14 protein-coding genes are annotated in these 20121 nt (G+C 62.5%); 11 read left to right on the top strand and 3 right to left on the bottom strand.

The window, feature by feature from the left end; genetic code table 11:
- Positions 1 to 115: 115 nt before the first annotated feature.
- The 11 genes from EYV96_RS04280 (at position 116) to EYV96_RS04330 (ending at position 15082) form a co-directional block, all read left to right on the top strand.
- Positions 116 to 1426 carry a nucleotide sugar dehydrogenase gene (locus EYV96_RS04280; protein WP_131150244.1) on the top strand — a complete coding sequence of 437 codons (1311 nt, stop codon included), beginning with the start codon at positions 116 to 118 and terminating at the stop codon, positions 1424 to 1426.
- A gap of 7 nt (positions 1427 to 1433) precedes the next feature.
- Positions 1434 to 2990, top strand: coding sequence for a glycosyltransferase family 2 protein (locus EYV96_RS04285; protein WP_276320304.1), 1557 nt, complete (start codon positions 1434 to 1436; stop codon positions 2988 to 2990).
- A 39-nt stretch (positions 2991 to 3029) separates the two neighbouring features.
- Complete coding sequence (locus tag EYV96_RS04290; RefSeq protein WP_131150245.1) at positions 3030 to 4268, top strand: PilZ domain-containing protein; 1239 nt, start codon at positions 3030 to 3032, stop codon at positions 4266 to 4268.
- Entirely contained in the window at positions 4268 to 5977 is a 1710-nt protein-coding gene (locus EYV96_RS04295; RefSeq protein ID WP_131150246.1) for an SEL1-like repeat protein, read from the top strand. Before EYV96_RS04290 ends, EYV96_RS04295 begins: the two co-directional genes overlap by 1 nt.
- Positions 5978 to 5991: 14 nt before the next feature.
- Entirely contained in the window at positions 5992 to 7392 is a 1401-nt protein-coding gene (locus tag EYV96_RS04300; protein ID WP_131150247.1) for an alginate export family protein, read from the top strand.
- Entirely contained in the window at positions 7383 to 9092 is a 1710-nt protein-coding gene (locus EYV96_RS04305) for a right-handed parallel beta-helix repeat-containing protein (protein ID WP_205746085.1), read from the top strand. Before EYV96_RS04300 ends, EYV96_RS04305 begins: the two co-directional genes overlap by 10 nt.
- A 16-nt stretch (positions 9093 to 9108) precedes the next feature.
- The gene (locus EYV96_RS04310; protein WP_131150248.1) at positions 9109 to 10530 is read left to right on the top strand and encodes an MBOAT family O-acyltransferase; all 1422 of its coding nucleotides are present in this window, start codon (positions 9109 to 9111) and stop codon (positions 10528 to 10530) included.
- Positions 10531 to 10691: 161 nt separating this feature from the next.
- Positions 10692 to 11864 carry an alginate O-acetyltransferase AlgX-related protein gene (locus EYV96_RS04315; RefSeq protein ID WP_131150249.1) on the top strand — a complete coding sequence of 391 codons (1173 nt, stop codon included), beginning with the start codon at positions 10692 to 10694 and terminating at the stop codon, positions 11862 to 11864.
- Positions 11845 to 12489 (top strand): alginate O-acetyltransferase AlgF, encoded by a 645-nt coding sequence (locus EYV96_RS04320; RefSeq protein ID WP_131150250.1) that lies wholly within the window; start codon positions 11845 to 11847, stop codon positions 12487 to 12489. The genes EYV96_RS04315 and EYV96_RS04320 overlap by 20 nt, the downstream gene beginning before the upstream one ends.
- Positions 12490 to 12497: 8 nt before the next feature.
- Entirely contained in the window at positions 12498 to 13970 is a 1473-nt protein-coding gene (locus EYV96_RS04325) for an alginate O-acetyltransferase (RefSeq protein WP_165488585.1), read from the top strand.
- 29 nt (positions 13971 to 13999) lie between these two features.
- Positions 14000 to 15082: a mannuronate-specific alginate lyase gene (locus EYV96_RS04330; protein ID WP_131151489.1), complete on the top strand. Its 1083-nt coding sequence runs from the start codon at positions 14000 to 14002 to the stop codon at positions 15080 to 15082.
- Positions 15083 to 15141: 59 nt separating this feature from the next.
- Here EYV96_RS04330 and EYV96_RS04335 read toward each other — a convergent pair whose 3' ends face one another.
- From EYV96_RS04335 to EYV96_RS04345, 3 genes are all read right to left on the bottom strand, one after another.
- Positions 15142 to 15345 carry a hypothetical protein gene (locus EYV96_RS04335; protein WP_131150252.1) on the bottom strand — a complete coding sequence of 68 codons (204 nt, stop codon included), beginning with the start codon at positions 15343 to 15345 and terminating at the stop codon, positions 15142 to 15144.
- A 226-nt stretch (positions 15346 to 15571) separates the two neighbouring features.
- Positions 15572 to 16261 (bottom strand): DUF4142 domain-containing protein, encoded by a 690-nt coding sequence (locus EYV96_RS04340; RefSeq protein ID WP_131150253.1) that lies wholly within the window; start codon positions 16259 to 16261, stop codon positions 15572 to 15574.
- A gap of 229 nt (positions 16262 to 16490) precedes the next feature.
- Complete coding sequence (locus EYV96_RS04345) at positions 16491 to 20024, bottom strand: ATP-binding protein (protein ID WP_165488586.1); 3534 nt, start codon at positions 20022 to 20024, stop codon at positions 16491 to 16493.
- Positions 20025 to 20121 lie beyond the last annotated feature (97 nt).

The raw sequence follows: 20121 nt of genomic DNA on the forward strand, positions 1-20121 counted from the left end.
GATGCGAAGTCGTGTACCGGGCACGCCCCGAATAGAGGAATAGCCACTGAAACCGCGCCTCCGGGCGCAGGAGTTAAGCAAGCCAACTGTCGTTCCCTATTCGGAGGAAGCTGCAATGCGCATCAGTATTTTTGGCATGGGCTACGTAGGTGCCGTGTGCGCCGCATGCCTCGCCGATCGCGGCCACACCGTGATCGGCGTGGATATTTCTCAAACCAAAATCGACCTCATCAACAGTGGCCGGTCACCCATCGTGGAGCCAGGCCTGGGAGACCTTCTGGACAAGGGTGTCAGAAGCGGGCGCATCACAGCGACATCCGATACGGCCTACGCCGTGCATAACTCGGATCTGTCAATGGTGTGCGTCGGCACGCCCAGCAAGAAGAATGGCGACCTTGATCTTCACTTCGTGCAGACCGTCGTCGCCGAGATCGGTGCGGCGCTTCGCGACAAGAGCCAGTGGCATACCGTTGTCATTCGCAGCACGGTGTTGCCCGGCACCATTCGCGATGTCGTGCTGCCGCTGCTCGAAGATACATCTCACAAGCGGGCCGGCCGCGAATTTGGCCTCGCCGTGAACCCGGAGTTCCTTCGCGAAAGCACGGCGATCGCCGACTACAACGACCCGCCGATGACCGTCATCGGTGAGTGGGACGAAGCGTCAGGCGACCAGCTTGCCGAACTCTATGCCTCGCTTGCCGCCCCCATCATCCGCAAACCCATCGAAGTGGCAGAGATGGTGAAGTACACCTGCAATGCCTGGCACGCCACGAAGATCGCTTTCGCAAATGAGATCGGCAACATCTCCAAAGAACTGGGTGTCGACGGCCGCGACGTGATGGAAGTGATCTGCCAGGATCACAAGCTCAATCTTTCAAGCTACTACCTGAAGCCGGGCTATGCCTTTGGTGGCTCGTGCCTGCCCAAGGATGTCCGCGCACTTAACTACTGCGCTACTCAGGTCGATGCCCTGCACCCGCTGATCGGGTCGCTGATGCAGAGCAACGAGCTGCATGTGAAGCGGGCCTTCGACCTGGTTACCTCGTTCGGCGATCGTCGCGTCGGCATGCTCGGCCTGAGCTTCAAGGCCCAGACCGACGACCTTCGCGAGAGCCCGCTGGTGGAGCTGGCCGAGATGCTCATCGGCAAAGGTTACGAGCTATCGATATTCGACGAGAACATCGAGTACGCCAAGGTGCACGGCGCCAATCGCGAGTACATCAACAGCAAAATTCCGCACATATCCTCCCTGCTCAATCCGGACCTGGATGAAGTTATCGAAAGCTCCGAAGTCCTGATTGTCGGCCAGCGCGACCAGCATTTCGAAAAGGTGCTCAACGGAGCGCGTGGTGATCGCAAGGTCGTCGACCTGATCGGCATGATGCCGCACGCGTCGACGCCCGAAATGCAGGGCATCTGCTGGTAACGCCGCCATGATGCGGACGCCGGATGCCAGTCGTGGCTTCATCGCCTGCCCCTCCTTGCCCGGCAGCAGTCCTGCTCCGGGCATGGTCGGCAGTTTCCTCATCGATCTCGGTGGCTGGCTACTTTACGTGAGCGCCCTGATCGGCCTGGTCCTGCTGCTCCCACCGCAGGCGTTTGAACCCGGAACACGGATCTTCGTGTTCGCCTTGGGCGTCCTGGGTATGTGGCGTTACAGCCTTCGGGCCGTGCACTTCATCCGGAGCATGATCTTCCTGCATTGGTCGTTCCCCTGGGCTCGCCGGCGCGTACGCAAAGCCGGCGACCTGGGCATGCCGCCACATGTGTACCTGCTGGTGACGAGCTTTCGCATCGATACGCTGACCACGACCAAGGTGTACCAGTCGACGTTCGAGGAAGCCATTGAGTGTGGCGTGCCGACTACGGTCGTTGCCTCCATCGTAGAGATGGGTGACCAGCGCCTGATCCTGGCGTTGTGGGAGTACATGGATCCGCCCGAGCGCGTGCGGCTAAAGATCGTACGCATCCCCGGCACCGGCAAGCGCGATGCCCTCGCCCAGGGTTTCCGCGCCATCTCGCGCGACATGCCGGAACCCAATGCAGTGGTGGCCGTGATCGATGGCGATACGGTTCTCGAGAAAGGCGTCATAGCGCGAACGGCGCCATTCCTTACCACCATGCCCAGCGTCGGCGCACTGACCACCAATGAGTTCTGCGAAGTCGCCGGCAGCTACGCCATGAGCGAATGGCACAAGCTGCGCTTTGCACAGCGTCATCTGAATATGTGCTCGATGGCATTAGGCCGCCGCGTACTGACGCTGACCGGCCGCATGTCGCTGTTTCGTGCATCGATCGTGATCGATCCGGAATTCATCGATGACGTTCAGAACGACTCCGTCGAGCACTGGCGTCTGGGTCGGTTCAAGTTCCTCACCGGTGATGACAAGAGCACCTGGTACAGCCTCATGCGCATGGGCTGGGATACCTACTACGTTCCGGACGCATCCGTGCGTACACTCGAAACACCGCCGGATCCGAAGTTCCTCAAAGCCAGCCGAAAACTGATGTTCCGCTGGTACGGCAACTCGCTGCGCCAGAACAGCCGCGCACTGAAGCTCGGGCCGGGCAAGCTGGGCTGGTTCACCTACTACGTGCTGCTCGACCAGCGGGTGCTGATGTGGACCGGCCTGCTTGGCCTGGCGATGGCCATCGTGGCCAGCATCAAGTTCAGCCCGGTTTACCTGCTGACGTTCCTGCTCTGGGTCGGCATCACGCGCCTGATCATGTCGATGATGTTGCTCGCATCGGGCCATCGCATCGGCCCGGCGTTCCCGGTGCTGCTCTATTACAACCAGGTCATCGGATCGGTCATGAAGATCTTCGTGTTCTTCCGCCTCGACCAGCAGTCCTGGACGCGCCAGAACACCACCCTCGATCGCAACCTCGGCGCCTTCGAACGCCGCTTCAACCATTGGTCCTCATGGGCCATGACTTTTACCGCGACCAGCGTGTTCGCAGCCATCGTCATGTGCCTGCTGAGCCTGTGACGCCCACGAACCGAACAGGACCGCAAGGAAAACCCAACCATGGCTCATGAATCTGTCAATGTGGTGCACGAAACGGAAGTCGAGCGCCAACATCCAAGGGTGCGCATCCCCGCGACCCTGCATCTGGAAGTTCGCGGCCAGGAGCAGACCTTCCGCCTGATCGATATCTCCGCAGGTGGCTTCGCTTTCCATGGGCGCGGCAACAGCTACGACATCGGACGCATGTACCGAGGCACGCTGCGGTTTGCCATCGACCCCATGGGCATGACGCTTCCGGTCAGCTTCCGCGTGCGCAACTTCGACCCCGCCAACCAGCGCGTCGGCGTCACCTTCGAAGACCTCGACGAGCGCCAGACCACCCTGCTTCGCCAACTGATCAATGCGTACATTGCCGGCGAAGTGGTGACGGTGGGCGATGTGATCACCACCTTGTCGCGCAACAACTTCACGCGGGCGCGTACGCAGCAGGTGGCGCGCAAGCCGCAGCCACAACGAACCCGGTCGAGGGCATTCACGCTGACGGGGGTGTTCTTTCTGGTCGGCCTGGCGGCCTTCACCTATGCGTTCTCCCGCTTGTATGGCGTGCTCTTCATCAATCACGCCATCGCCGCCAAAGTGGCCGCACCGAGCTTCGCCATCGCCATGCCCCGCGACGGCACCTACTTCAACCTGATTCCACCCAACGGCAAGGTGAAGAAGGGACAGCCGATCGGCACGTTCCAGGCGGCGATGCTCGACGTCGTGCAGAACGATCCGGGTTCGCTTCATCTGACGCCGCAACAGTTGTCGGACCTGATGGGCGAGACGCTGAAGGGCACGCTGTCGAGCCCCTGCGATTGCACGGTGCAACAGAAGTTCGCGCTGGATTCGCAGTACGTCAATCGCAACCAGCCGCTGGTGACCCTGCTGCCGGAAGACGCCAAGCCCTATGTGCTCGCGCGCTTCCACTTCGACAGCATGCAGGACCTGCGCGTCGGCCGCACCGTCGCCTTTCAGGTCAGCGGTGAGAGCCATGAGCGCTATGGCACCATCCGACAGGTGCGCCTACTGCCCACGCCCATCGGCAACGATGAGCGCGGCAGTGCCAGCGACATCCGTGGCCTCGACAGCCCGGGTACCGTCAGCGACGTGCTGGCCCAGATTGAACCGACGGAAGCCTTGCCACGCGCGATGATCGACCAGCCCGTCGACGTGCAGCTGGGCGACCCGCGCAGCGCGATTGCGGGCCCCATCGACGAAGGCGTGCGTCGCGTGCGCGCCATGCTCGCGAAACTGTGATGAAACGTCCCGTCGCCCGCAGTCTCCTGATGGTGGCGTTTGGTGCCATGACCTGCGCTTCCGCGCAGCAGGCGCCGCCGCCCGCGCAGAACCCGCCCACGGCGGTCGAAGGCGGCGGCATGCCGGACCTGGAGCGCGGCAAGCTCGCCGCACAGATGGGTCATGACGCCGAGGCGGAGAGCAACTTCCTGCCCCTCGCACAGCGCGGCTACACCGAAGCCCAGCTCGCCCTGGCCCGCCTGTACGCGCGTCGGCAGACGACGCAGTCGATGAAGGACGCGATTCACTGGTTCCGCACAGCCGCGCAAAAAGATCCCGTCGACGCTGAAGTCCCCTTGGCGCGCTTGCTGCTAAAGCAGGATGACCCTTCGCAGCTCGATGAATCGCAGCGCCTGTTCCTGCACGCCTGGGAGGAGCGGCAAGACCCGGAAGCGCTGGCTGGCCTGATCGAGCTATACACCGCCTACCCGGAAAAGGATGGCAGCAAGCAGCTTCCAACCCTGGTGGTCACGGCGGAGAAGCTCGACCTGCCGGTGACCAATGGCGCGCTGATCAGCTGGTACCGCAACACGCGCGACGTGCCCGGCCACAACGATCACCTGCTGGCGATGTGTCGCAAGTCGCTGAATATCGCCCCGACGTGTTACGTCGATCTCGTTCGCGACATGCGCGAACGCAAAGATCTCAAGGCCATGCAGCAGATGGTCTCCGCGGCGATGTCGCAGTATGCGCAGGGTCTGGTACCCGTGGCCACTGCATCCGGCCTCGCACGTGCGCTGGTCGCGGCACCCGACGGCGCGCTTGAAGCAGGGGACGACACACCCGTTTCGGACGCCCCGGAAACGGATGCAGAGGACCTGGCGTCAACCGGGGCCTCATCGGGCACGACCACGATGGCGGCATCGCGTTCCTGCGAACAGGATCCGGTCGGCGTGACCAAAGTGGTCAATGCATCGCAGCAGACAGCCGGTGCACCGCCGCCCGTCGCCAACATCGTGCCAACCAGGAACACCGCACCGGCAGCCGCGCCTGGCAATGCCAAGCCAGCCGCCCAGCCGGCACCCGACGCGAATGCACAGCCGGAAATGGCCAACCAGATTCTTGCCAAGCTCGCTGGTGGTTCGCCCGAAGCTCGCGTCGAGGCCGCCGGTGTCGCGGTGCGCTTTCCCTACCTGGCACCGGACCTGGATCTGGAAAACATCCTGCAGGACGGCATGAAGCAGGGTCTGGCCGATGCTCCGCTCTATCTGGGCGAGTTGTACCTGCACGGCGCGCGTGCGCCCCGTGATCCGGAAAAGGCGCTGGACCTGCTCCAGCGCGCCGCGAAACATCCCGATACGGCGCTCGACGCGCAGTACTACATCGGGCGCCTTTATCAGTACGGCTACCTCGACGAGGTGGATCCGCAAAAAGCCATCGATCACCTGCTCTTCGCCGCGCGGCGCGGCTATGTCGCCGCCGACAGCGCTTTGGCGCGGCTTTATTCCTCGGGCAAAGGTGTGTGTCCGGACCTCGTCAACGCATTCGTCTTCGCGCAACTGGGTGCGCGCGACGGCGCCCCTGCGATCCGCACGCTGGCCGGTCAGGTGACCGGTGCGCTCACCCCGCAACAGCGTCAGTCGGCGCAGCGGCTCCTTCGTCAGGAGGAGGCGGCGCGTCAGCAAGTGCCGCAGACCGACCTGGCTGAAGCCACCCCATCCTCACCATGAAAAAGGGAACTGCGATGAGCAAGCTCTCGATCACCGGATGTGGCGTCCTCATGGCGCTGGTTGCCGCCCCCGCCACGGCGGTGGAAACGGATTACGCGCTTAAGACCGACATCGCGGTGGTGGACCAGACACCCGGTGACTTCGGCCGGCAGGACAAGAACCACTCGGTGCAGGCCTATCTCGATGCCACGCCCTGGATGCGTTTTCAGTTCAACCAGCATTGGAGCGGATTCCTGCGCGTGCGCCTGTTTGCGCCGACGGGCATCGTGCAGACCAACGCCAACGACAACAATAACGTCGGCCCCACCAACCAGGCCTTCCTGGGCCTGAAGGAAGCCTGGGTCGATTACGCCGGCTTCCGCTATCCCGGCGAATCCATTCGCCTGGGCCGACAGCGTGTGCGCCAGGACGATGCGATGTATATCGACCAGGACGTCGATTCGGCACGCTGGATCTTCAAAACCACGCTGGTCCAGTCGGAGCTTGGCGTCGGCCGTGAATTCGGAACGTATCGCACCGATGACGTCGGCCTTCCGCCGGATCAGAAACACCGCCTCTACGTGTTCGGCACACTCGGCGGCGAATGGAAGGCCTACCAACGCATCGGCGTGCGCATGATGTATGTCCACGACGACTACAACGTGCCCCAGCCCGGCCAGGTCACCAACGTCGGAACCAAGCTAAGCGCCGGCAACCTGCTGTGGGTGGGCGCGTTCCTGCATAACCACTACTACGACGGTGCCGATGCGCCTCCGTTTGCCTACAACGCATCGATCAACTGGCTGAGCGGTAACCAGCGCACCGCGCTGGTCGATCCCCTTACCCGCGCTGTCACCGACGTCACCGATCGGCGCGTGTCGCATGCCTGGGCGGCGGACGTCGCGGTGCGCTATCGCCTGCCTGTCGAGAAGTTCCCCCTGCAGCTTGGCGCCGCCTATGTGTACAGCAGTGGCGGCCACGGCAACGACCTGTCGTCGCAATACAGCCAGACGGGCCTGCAGAGCAACTATTCCCGCTTCACCGGCACCGACTCGCTCACCCAGCGATTCACCGATGCCTATCGAGCGGACCTCGGCAACCTGAAAGTCGCCACTGCGTTTGCGTCGATGAACATGGGACAGTGGAACACCAGCTTCATCTACAACCACTTCGATCGTGTCCATGGCGACGCACCGGTCTACGCGGAAAACATCTCTGCCCTGCCCGTCAATACCACCGGCTCGCTGGGACAGGGCTACGACCTGGTGGTCACGCGCTTCTTCGGCAAGAAGATCGCCCACACGGATCTGCTCAGCAGCGACGAACCAGCCAGTTCGGTGCGATTCCGTGGCTCGGTCTTCAAGCCCGGTTCGGCCTATGGTCCCAATGCGCGCAACGAGTACCGCGTCAGTCTGGAGCTGGTCCTGTGGATGTAAAGCGCGCCACGCTGGCGTTCGGCCTTGTCGCGCTGCTGCTGGTAAGCAGCGGTGGCGCGGCATGGGCGACGCAGACACCGCCGCAAGCCACCGCCGGACATGGTGCGAAGAAAGGCACCAGGTCTGCGCCCCAGGATCCACACCGAACCGCCAGCGACGACGACGATTCGGATCAGACGGACGGGTCGGACGAAGACGACAACAACCAGGTGGACGCCGCCGCCTTCGAGTCGAATGCCGAGCAACCCAAGAACTACAGCGTCGGCACGGGTTCGGCGCAGAGCCTGATGAAGTGGACGCCGCCGACCATTCCCGACATCGACCAGTACACCGAGGCGGCGGCAATGAAGCGGCTCAAGCGAACGCCGCTCGGGCACGTCCATGTCGGCAGCATGCTCGAACAACCGCAGTTCCGAAACTTCATGGGCCGCGACGAACGCATGCGCGAATGGGCCAAGCGCCAGTCGTCGATGCCCCAGGTCATCTATGTCGGTGGCGGTTACGTGACGCCGCGTGAGATGGCCAGGGCCCTGCCGAAGCAATACTTTGCTGAAACCGAACCCGGCGTCTTCGTTGCCCGGTTGCCGATCGATGTCCTGCCGGGCGCGACGCTTCATATCGGCGATGACGTAAAGGATTTCAGGCTGTCGCTGGACCGCGGTGCTTTCATTGTCAACGAAGGCAACCTGTTCGTCTCACGCAGCCGCCTGGAAGGATGGAACGAGGCGAAGAAGGAACCGTCCATCTTCGAAGACGAGAAGGAATTCCGGCCCTTCGTGGTCTCCTGGGGTGGCTCGGAAACCTATTTCATCCACAGCACCATCGCGCATCTGGGCTATGCGGCCAGCAAGGCGTATGGCATCTCGATCAGCCAGTACAGCCCCTCGGTAGCACCGATCATGAAGAAGCCGCCGCCGACCGGCTGGCTGATCAACTCGGAATTCTTCGACAACTGGTATGGCTTCTACTGCTACGAAGCGGAGGACATGGCCATCGTCGGCAATGTCTACCATGACAACATCAAATACGGCATCGATCCGCACGACCGATCCAAGCGCCTGCTGATTGCGCGAAACACGGTTTACGACACGCGAATCAAACACGGCATCATCGTTTCGCGCGAGGTCAACGAAAGCTGGATCGTCGAAAACACCTCGCACAACAACGGCCTGTCCGGCATCGTCGCCGATCGCAGCAGCATGCATAACGTCATTGCGCTCAACAAGACCTACCGGAACAACTCGGACGGCATCACCATCTATGAGAGCCCGAACACGGTCATCTGGCGCAATCTGGTCACGGCGAACCAACGCCACGGCATACGCGTTCGCAACAGCATCGACGTGCAGTTGCGCGACAACGTTGCCGTGGGCAACACGCTGTCCGGCATCTACGGACACATCGAAAACCTGAGCGATACGGGACGCAATCTGAAGCTCGACCCGTTCCACCCGATCATTTCCATGACCGTGGTGGGCGGCAAGCTCGTGTCCAACGGCTCCGGTCCGATCACGATCGACCAGCCCCTCAGCCTGGAGGTTTACAACGTCGATCTGCGTGAGCCTCGGCGTGAACTTGGCATCCATTTCACGGGCGTGCTCGGCACGTACCAGGAAAAGGTGCTCGACATCATGGTGCGACAGAAGCTTCCGGTGGTGGTGAAACCGGAAACCCTGAGCGTCAGCAGTACGGACAAATGACGCGGAGCGACGACACATGGTCTTCTCATCCAACGTCTTCCTCTTTCTGTTCCTGCCCCTGTTCCTGGCGGTGTACTACCTGACACCCAACCGCGGCCGGGCGCGCAACTCGGTTGTGCTGATCGGCAGCTATCTGTTCTATGCCTGGTGGCGCCTCGATTTCCTCATGCTGTTCGCGTCGGTGACGGTGTGGAATTACTTCGTGGGCCTGTCCATTGCCCGCGTTCCACGGCGCAGTCCGGCTGCGCGACGGCGACTGATCATCGGCGTGGCCGGGAACCTGCTGACACTGGCCTATTTCAAGTACGCCAATTTCGGCGTCAGCAGCATCAACGACGCCCTGGCCGCCACCGGCGGCGGTCAGATCTCGTGGCTGCACGTGATCCTGCCAATCGGCATCTCGTTCTACATCTTCGAATCGATCAGCTACATCGCCGATGTGTACCGGGGAGATACGGAGGCCACGCATCACCCGGTGGATTTCGCCACCTTTATCGCATTGTTTCCGCATCTCATTGCCGGACCGGTATTCCGCTACAAGGACCTGGCCGACCAGTTCGTGCAGCGCGAGCACAGCTGGGAGAAGTTCGGTGAAGGCTCGGTGCGTTTCATGCAGGGTTTCATCAAGAAGGTGCTGATCGCCGATGCCATCGCGCCACTGGCCAACAGTGCATTCGCTCTGACCCATCCGCATACCGCGGACGCCTGGCTCGGCGCGCTCGCTTATACCGCACAGCTCTACTTCGACTTTTCCGGCTACAGCGACATGGCCATCGGTCTTGGTCTCATGATGGGCTTCCGCTTTGTCGAAAACTTCAACCAGCCCTACATCAGCCAGAGCATCACCGAGTTCTGGCGGCGCTGGCACATGAGCCTGTCGGCGTGGCTGCGCGATTACCTTTACATCGCGCTGGGCGGCAACCGAAAAGGCCGTGCACGGACCTACATCAATCTGCTGCTGACGATGCTGCTTGGCGGGCTCTGGCACGGCGCCAGTTGGAACTTCCTGATCTGGGGTGGCTGGCACGGAAGTATGCTTGCCGTCGAGCGCGCTGCCGGTGTGAAGGCCGAATCGCCGCGCTTCCGTCTTCATCGCTGGGCACTGACATTCCTGCTCGTCGTGCTCGGTTGGGTGATGTTCCGCGCGCCCACCGTTACCGATGCCTTTCACGTTTATCGCGCGATGTTCGATTTCCACGGGCACGGTCTGTCGGACGTGTATGCAGGCAGTATCACCTCGCTGCAAGTGATCACGCTTGGACTGGCCATCGTGGTGACCATCGCCACGGGTGCGGCGAGCCTGCGCCCCGCGCCCCGTCCGCCCGTGCGTGCACGCGGCCATCTGGCACTGCAATGGCTGGTGTGGCCGGTCTTCGTCCTGGCGATTCTCAAGCTCTCGGCGCAGAGCTACTCGCCTTTCCTCTACTTCCAGTTCTAGCGGGGTAGCGACGCATGCGCACTCAGAGACAAGCGATGAGCCAGGCTTTCGACGCGAGGGCATCGGGTTCTGACGTGATTCCGACATCGCACCGTGGTACCCGCCTGCGACTGGGGCGCACCTGGGCAAGGGCCTGGCGTCGTGCGGGACTGTCAGGATCAATGGCATTGACGCATCGCGTGACGCTACTCAACGGCGCGTTGTTTGCCACGATGGTCGCCGTCCTCGGCGCGGCCGGGCTTGTACGCTCGGTGGATTTCCGTGCCGAACCCGGACTGAGCGTGGTCCGCGGCGCGTTGGCGCACGCGTTCGAGAATCACTACGACGAAACGTTTCCCGCCAAACGCATGGGCGTGAACCTCTGGGCCGCCGTGGATTACGGCTTGTTTCGCGAAGGCCTTCCGGGCGTGATCGTCGGCAAGGATGGCTGGCTGTACACGGACGAAGAGTTCAAGCTGGACAACGACTCGGCGACGCTCGTCCGGCGCAACCTTGCGCTGATCGACTGGGTGAAGCGTGAGCTGGAGCGGCAGCATGTCGCCCTGGTCGTGGCCGTGGTTCCCGCCAAGGCGCGCATCTATCCGGAGTATCTGGGCAGCAGGCAGCCACCGGCACTGCGGCAGATGCTCTACCCTCAAATGATCAGCCAGCTTCGCGCCAGTGGCGTAAACACGGTCGACCTGCGGGAGCCCCTGCAGGACGGCAAGCGACGGAACGCGACCTATCTGCGCACCGATACGCACTGGACGCCCTTTGGCGCGCGGCTTTCCGCGCAGGCCATTGCCGGACAGACGGGTCATGTCGCCGATGCGTCGGGCAACTTCCACACCATCGCCGGCGCACCCGCAATGCATCGCGGCGACCTCTTCAATTTTCTTCCGCTCGATCCCTGGTTCGGCTGGATGCTGCCAGCACCTGACGTGTTGACGCCTGTGCAGACGGCCGCGGATGCGAAAGGCAACGATCTCCTGGGTGACACGCCGCGCGCACAGGTGGCCCTCGTGGGAACCAGCTACAGCGCCGAGGCCAACTGGAACTTCGCCGGCGCGCTGGAGCAGGCCCTGCACACAGACGTGCTCAATTACGCCAGGGATGGCAACGGCCCCTTCGAGCCGATGCTCGCCTATCTCCACTCCGCCGACTTCCGCGCATCGCCGCCGCGACTGGTGATATGGGAAGTGCCGGAACGCTACATGCCGCTTCCCCAGACGGCACTCGCCGCCTACCACCTGCCGCCAGACGCGTGGATCCCGCGCGTGGCGGCATCGGCCGCCACCGGCGGCAACCCTGCCAGAGAAGGAGGTTCCACCAGCCATGTCCAAAGCAATCTCTGATCGCCGCATGCGGGCACGCGCGCTTCGCCAGTCCGCACTCGCTCTCGTCCTGCTGGCCTGTGCAGCGACCGCCGTTGCCGGCCTTTATCCCGCCGCCGCGCCACCCGGCTCCGCTTTCATCCGGGTGTTCAACGCCTCCAATCAACCCAAGGTGACCGCACAGGTCGGCAGCAAGAACCTTGGCGACGTGAATGCACTCGAAGCCAGCGCCTATGCCTTTCTTCCTCCGGGGCAGTATCCGGTGAAGATCGGCGATGCCAGCGAGAACACCAACCTCCAGGGTTCGCATTGCTACACGGCGGCGCTGGGCAGCGACAGCAAAGTGCATCAGTTCGAGCAGCAGTGCTTCAACAGTCAGCTGAAGTCGCTGGTCGCCGTGTACAACCTGATCGACGGCACGACACTGAGCCTCAAGACTGCCGACGGCACCGCCGTGGTGGAGAACGTCGCCGCCAACGCCACCGGCCAGCGGGAGGTCAATCCGATCAAGGCCGATCTGGCCATTTACGACGGCGCCAACAAGCTGGCCGACGCCAAGCCCGTCACTCTGATGCGCGGAAGTACCTACAGCCTGTTCGTCATGGGCACGCGCAGCAGTCCGGTGTTGATCTGGGTCAACGGATGAGGTTCGCCATGCCACGGTTCCTCCAGGCATCTGTGTTTGCGGGAGTGGTGTGGGCCGGCGGCGTGGTCGCCGGCTCGCCGCCGCCCGCCGATCCTACGCCGCCGGCAGCCGTGCCGACGGCGTCCACCCTGCCCAAGTACAGCGCCAGACCCTGTTGTTCGCTGTGCCCGCGTGCGGGCGATCCCCAGGCGTACGAGGGTTCGAAGTTCATGAACGACTTCCGCGTCCTGATCGACGGCCGCAACGGCTGGCTCTTTCGTACAGCGCTGGATTTGCCCACGCAGTTCAACGTATCGGATGAAAGTCTGACGCAGCTGCATCGCCTCAGCGAGGCCCTGGGCCAACGGGGTACGCGCATCGTCATGGTGTACCAGCCACCGCGCGGACTGATGGACCCCGACAAGCTCACGCCCACGCAGCGGCGTGGCTACAACCTCGACATGGCGCGCAGCAATTACGCCCAGGCCTTGCAGCGCATGCGTTCGGAAGGCGGCGTCATCGTTCCGGCGCTCGACAAGCTGGTCGATGAGCACAAGGGCTACGACTACTACTTCCGCCGCGACCATCACTGGACGGCCGCCGGTGCGCAACACACGGCCAAGGCTGTCGCCGATGCCATGAAGAACCAGCCGGGCTTTTCCGCCATCGCACGGAAGAAATTCGAAACCCACACTCAAGGGGTCATTGGCAAGCCGGGTACGCTGCAGAAAGTGGCGTCGCAGATGTGCGGCGGCGCGTACTCCATGCAATACGAACCTGTTTTTGTCACCGACCCGGTGGGTGGCGACAGCCTGCTGGGCAGGGAGTCGCAACCCGATGTCGTGCTCGTGGGCACCAGTAACAGCGACTCGCTGGGCGGCTACAACTTCGCCGGCTATCTGGAAGAAAACCTCGGCGTCGATGTGCTGAACGTTGCCATCACGGGCGGATCGTACGAAGGCTCGCTGCTGCACTACCTGGCAAGCAAGGAGTTCCAGCAGCACCCGCCGAAGTTCATCATCTGGGAGACGCCTTACCAGGATTACCCCGACACCGAGCAGATGGCCTTCAAGGTCTATCGCCAGGCCATTCCGCTCGTCAACAACGGTTGCCGCGGCAAGACCCCGGTGCTCGAGCGCAAGGTTGATCTGCACCAGGGCAACAATGAAGTGCTGTTCAACGGCGGAGGCAAGATCCTGCCGCTGGTGGGCAAGCAATACCAGCTGGAATTCCAGTTCAGCGACCCGGCGGTAAAGGACCTGGCAGCCGAGGTCTGGTACTTCAGCGGCCTGAAGGAATCGCTCAAGCTGCACTACAAGCAATACGTCGATAACGGTGGTCGCTTCAACGCCGAACTTCGCTCGGATCGCCCCGACTATGCTGCAGCGACACTGATGGGTGTCACCATGCAGCTCGATCAGGCGCCGGCGAAGCCACTCAGCGTGACGGCCCAACTGTGTGAGCGAGGGGGCCCACAGGAACTCACGGCACAACGAAGGTGAACCCCATGACCCGCTTCCACTGGCATCGCATGATCCGCCTTGCGCTATTCCTCCCATTGGCCGGCCTTTCCTGTGCCGTAGCGGCCCAGTCGACGCTGGTACCCCCACCTGGCTACTACGCGGAAGTCGTCAATAAGCCGGACAAGAACTTCACTTGCGACGACCCGCCGGCGCCCTACACCGACACGCTGGACTTTCCAAGCAAGTACGAGGGCTCCGGCAAAGCGCGCGATCAACTCAACGAACAAGCCAATGCCGACTACAAGAAGCGCAGCGAGCCGATCAGCCAAATGGAAAAAGGCGTCAACAAGCTTGTCGACAAGTACATGCGCACCGGCAATGCCGACGCGCTGCAATGCGTGCTGAAGTGGTACACGACCTGGGCCGACGCCAACGCGCTGCTCGGCCCTTCTGCGTCCTATTCGGGCAAGGCCATGCGCAAGTGGTCGCTGGCCAGCCTGAGCGGCGCTTTCCTTCATCTGCAGTTCTCCCGCTCACAGCCACTGGCGGCGTTTCCGGAACAGACGCAGAAGATCAAGACGTGGCTTGGGCTCGTGGGCGACAAGGTGTTGACCGAGTGGGATCTCAACTCGCCACGCGAGAAGATCAACAACCATTTCTACTGGGCTGCATGGGCCATCATGGCCACCAGCGTGGTCGAGAACCGTCGTGATGAGTTCGACTGGGCGGTGAAGACGTATCGCATCTTTGCCAGCCAGGTCGATAATGACGGTTACCTACCCAACGAACTGGCGCGACAGACGCGCGCACTCGGATACCACAACTTTGCGATAACGCCACTATCGATGATTGCCGCTTTCGGCAAGGCCAATGGCGTGGATCTCGCGAGCGAGGGCAACGGCGCCCTGAAGCGGCTTGCCGAACGAACGCTTGCTGGCATCAACGATCCGCAGGTGTTCTCTGCGAAAAGCGGCTATCCGCAGGAACTCGAAGATGTAAGCAAGCAACCCACTGAACTGGCCTGGATAGAACCTTATTGCTGGGCTGCGAGCTGCCAGGGGCCCATCGCGCAGAAGGCCGAATCGTTGCGGCCGATGAAGAACACCCGACTGGGAGGCGACGTCACCGCCGTATTCCACGATCACCACTGATGTTTTGTCGCCTGGCCGCACGCTGCGTGCCAGGCGACATGCGAGTCAACGCTTGCGGATCAGCTCGACCCACCCTCATGCGTCGATGCGTTCAGTGCGGCGGCGAGCTGTGCATCGCCGTTGATGAGATCACTCCATGCCAGAGCGACACCCTGCCGATGGCCTCTCAGGGTGATCTTCAGTCCCTGCGGATCGATCAGCAGGGTATAGCGTTGATCGCCAACCGCCAGTTCACGGCGCAGTGGTTTATCCAACGGGGTCATGACACCTCCTATCTGCTAATGGGCTTGATCACACAGGTCCATGGTGCAAGGTCAAACCTCCACGCGGGATGAACAGTCGGGCATCGATGTCCACGACGCGGGGGATACGAGGCTCAAATGTCGAGGCGGGATGAAGGGCGTGTCAGTGCGATCGTGACACACCACCGATTTTCAACCAGGGACGAACCAGCTCGCCCAGGACGGAGGTCGTAGCCACGCACATGGCTCATTTGTCGCTGCGGTCCGGCGGCATCTCCGCATGGGGATGGCTGGCTGCACCGTCCTTGCCTTCGAGCGCCTGCGCCATCTTCAGGTGGGACTTGAGCGTCGGCAGGGTTTCGACCGCGAAGCCGCGCAACTGCGGGTCCGTGACGGTCTTGCTGGCACGCTCAAAGGCCGCGACTGCTTTCTGGTGGTCGATCACCATGATGTTCGCAAATGCGCGATCAAATTGGTCGCCCTGAAGCGCCTGTAAATCGGCAATCGACTTTTTCCCCTCGACCCCGGGTGCATCGGCGACATGGAGCGATTTCGCCTTGGCTATACCGGCCAGTGTCTCGTTGGCTTGCACGTGATCCTTCACGATCATCGCCGCAATGTGCTTCGCATCGGCAGACGTGGCCTGCGCTTGCGCGAGCTTGCCGATGGCGACCTCGGTGGCGCCCGCCTGGGAGGCTTCGGTGACGAAGGCCTGGTTGGAGTTGGTGTTGGCTTGCAGGCTTGCCGAGAGCGGACACGCGAGCGCCAGTACAAGGCTTGCGGACAACAGGCTACGAATGGTCATGGATGGATCTCCTGTCGATGAACGCATCCATGCGTGGTGAGGGCGTTTCGCCGGCTGCCCAGTGGCAACGAGTTGATGCTCACCCTGCTGCGTTGAAGAGAGCGGATGGGTGCGGTCAACATCCTCTTCCACAAACGCGCCCCAGCCCCATCCAAGCCTGAATGGCAGACGACTGATAACGTGTCATGGATATGGCACAACCTGGCACATGAAGTGCACCAAGCCCCTCTGGCATCGAGGGCACGCACGTGGCGCGGCCGGGACGTTCGGCATTCCATTGCCAGCCACGGGCGTTGCGCGCCGATGGCGTTGCCGCATTCGCCGCGAGCCGGCGTATCGGGACGTCGACCGATCTCCAGATCTATGCGATGACGTTCCGCCCGAGGTTCACCAGTCGCTCAACGTGCTCCATCAGCGCTCGTCCGGTTGCTGGTTTCAGCAAGGTGTCGTCAAACATGAGGCCTTCGTAGCCTTTCGGGCGTCGTGGCGGCAACGACGAGTACAGCAGGACGGGCAGCGTCCCGTAACGGCGCCGAAGCTTGCGCAGCAGGTCCCAGCCGCTCAGGCCGGGCATGTACTGGTCGCTGATCACCAGATGCACGTGATGCGTTTGCAGAATCTCAACGGCCGCTTCCACGCTCGCAGCGCCCAGGCTCTCGAAACCAAAACCATCGAGCAGATCGCAGAGCATGTCGCGACTGGTCGCATCGTCATCGACCACCAGCACGGAGCGCCCGCCGCCATCAAGTTCTACGGCACCCAGGTCGCCTTCGATCAGCACCTGGTCCAGTTCACTTTCGGTGGCGATCGGCACATCGATATCAAAGGCGAAGCGACTGCCACCGCTCGACGATGCGCCGATGATCAGACGGCTGTGCATGCGGTCAAGGATCTGGGTCACGATGGCCAGCCCGAGCCCATGACCGCTGTGCTGGCTCGCATTGCTCCCGCGCGCGAACGGCGTGGATACGCGGTCCTGGTCCTGGGGATCGATGCCGATGCCGCTGTCCTCGACTACGAACTGCAGCAAGACCTTGCCCGGGGTGGACGGCGACGCCGTTACATAGAACTCGATAAGGCCGTCATCGGTGAACTTGGCCGCGTTTCCAAGCAGGTTCATCAACACCTGGCGAAGGCGGCGGAAGTCCAGCTTGACCACGGCGGGCAGCCGATCGGATGGCGTGTATAGCAGTTGATTGTGACGACGCTCCGCCAGCAGGTGCGCGTGATCCACAATGCCTTGCAGGAAAGCATGCAGATAGCCCGGCGCATCGAGCAACTCCAGATCTGTCAGTTCGTCCCGTGAGAACTCGAGCAATTCATCAATGAGATCGATCTGTTGCCGCGCGGAACTCTCGATCAAGTCAGGATAGTTGCGCTGCACATCGTTGGCCCGCCACTGCCGCACGCCATCGATGATGCCTGCCAGGGGCGAACGAAGGTCGTGGCTGATGCGCGCAAGCAACATGCTGCGGGCACGCATAGCGTCCTGCAGCTGGGCGGTGCGGACGGTCACCGCATGTTCCAGCCGGTGCGCATGCGTAATCAGCACCCGGACACGCCAGCGCCAGGCCGCGACGATGCCAGCCAGGATCAAGAGCACGCCAAGCAAGTAGACCGGCCCGCTCTGCCACCACGGCGGCGACAAAGTGAAGTCGAGCATCAGCGGCGGAGAAATGCGTCGCTGGTTGTCGTCGACCGTCTGCAGCTCAAACCGGTAGTGCCCTGGCGGCAACGAGGCATAGCGCAATTCGCGGTTGGCCGACTCCACCCACTCGCTGTCGATGCCAGACAGGCGATAGCGGAAGCGCACCGGACTGCCCGAACTGTTGCCCAGCACCGCGAGCTTCAGCACGAGGGCGCTGGCGACATGGAACTTGATCTCCGGGGATTGCCCCACCAGCTCCTGTCCCCGGTACTGCGCTGACACGAGCCACGGCCGAATCTGACGTGGCGCCATCAGTTCATCAGGCTTGAGCAGATGCGAGATACCGATGGGGGTGCCGATCCATACCGAACCATCGTTGTCGGCGTAGAACGCGCCGTGATTGGTTTCGTCCCACAACAGGCCATCGCGCGTGGTGAGACGCGTCCATTGCGCGCCACTGAGAACATCGACGCCACTGTTTCCGCCCACCCACAGGCGATTTCGATGATCGGCGCGCAGGAAGTAAACGCGCGAGTCGGCGAGCAGCGGATCGTCCACCTCGGTCAGCGTCAAGGTGTCGCTTTCCCCCACCTGACCGACCTGCACGCCTGGCTGCAGGGAACTCAGCCAGATCCGTCCGTCCCTCGTGACAGCAACATTCTCGAAGCCACCGAGGCTCTCTTTGGGCAGCACCTTGACGCGTGTCCACTCACCGCGACTGAAGCGGAAAAGGCCGGAGTTGCAGGCCAGCCAAAGGCGGGCCTCCTCATCCTCGGCCAGGTCTGCGCACATGGACGTGGGAATCAATCCGGGCGCCGCTCGCTTCACTTCGCCATGCACCGGATCGACTTCGAACAGCCCACCCAGGGTGTAAGCCCAGAACCGTCCGCGACTGTCGAGGAAAGCACCGCGCACGAGAAATGGCAGGGTCGCGACCTGACGTGTCCGATGACTCGTGGCCTCGTACTGCAACACGCGGCCGTCGAACAGGAAGTACCAGATGCTCCCGTCCAGCGCCGTCAGCACCGTGCGCGTCTGGTGCGGCGGAGCAACGGTCAGGGGCCAGGGCTGGGCACGCGTCGTGGCAGGGTCCAGAACGCTTCCGCCCCAGTCATCAGCCACCCAAACGTGACCCGACGATGCACGTGCGATCGACCAGATCAGCGAGCCGCTCAGGCCCTGCGATGCGGTCCAGTTCTGCACGGCATCGCGACCGCTCCAGTGCAGGAGCCCGCGACCGTAAGTGCCGAACCAGAGCGTGCCGTCCTGATCAACGATGAGCGACGAAAGCCCGACTTTGGGCAGGCCGTCATCGGCACCGAACAACTCCCATGCACGCCCGTTCCAGCGCGCCAGGCCGGTGGAGCTTCGCGTAAGCACGCGGCCCTCATGGTCCTGCACGATATCGATACTCGATGCCGCCACATCACCCGTGCTGGACGGCAGGTCGAACGACAGGAAGTCGTCGGCGTCTTCGGCCAGGACACGCACGTGGTGCATGCCGCGGACCCACAAGGCACCATTGCGCGCCGCCAGGAACCCGAGCCACTTGTCCCTGGGAACACCCTGCTCCGCACCGAACCGTCGCAATGCGCCATCGCGCACGCTGCACAACTCCGGCCCGCAACCAAACCAGGTCGTGCCGTGGCGATGGAAAACCGCGCTTACCTGCCCCAGCCCCGGCATGGCAGCCACCTGGGCCTCGCTGAAGGCTGGCGTGACGCGCCAGTGGCCCGACGCATCGCGCGTTATCTTCGACAAGCGGTTGCCGCTGACCAGCCACATCCCGCCATCCTGATCCGCTGACAGGGTCTGGCCGCGATCCGTGAGCAAGGGGCGATCGTCGGGACTGACCCAGGTGAATCGCTCGTTCTCGCGCAACTGCAGGCCCGCGCGCGAACCGACCCACAAATGGCCATTCACATCCTCGGCGATGCTGACAACTTCGGAAACCTGAAAGCCTTGCTCACCCGCCACGTGGTTGAAGGCCACGCCATCGAATCGATAGAGGCCTTTTTCCGTGCCTGCCCACACGAATCCCTGCCGATCCTGATAGATGCGCACCACGGACAGGCTGGTCAGCCCAGTGCCCTGGTCGTAAGTCGTCAGTGAAAGCTGGGTCGCAAACGTATGCAGAGGCCAGCACAGGGCGCAAAGCAGCATCCACCCTGCAATCAACCTCTGGCGGCTACGACGGCGTCGAGCATCATCGGGGGTGGCGGCACGCTCGCACTTGAAGCGAAACATGGCCAGTCCCCGTGACGGTTTGCGAAGGCAAGTCACGGCAAAGATTCGTTCACATACAATGTCGGTATCGAACTTACGGGTAGCGGCACATTCCCTG

Origin of the sequence: Dyella terrae (assembly GCF_004322705.1) — a bacterium.
GTDB lineage: Bacteria > Pseudomonadota > Gammaproteobacteria > Xanthomonadales > Rhodanobacteraceae > Dyella_D > Dyella_D terrae.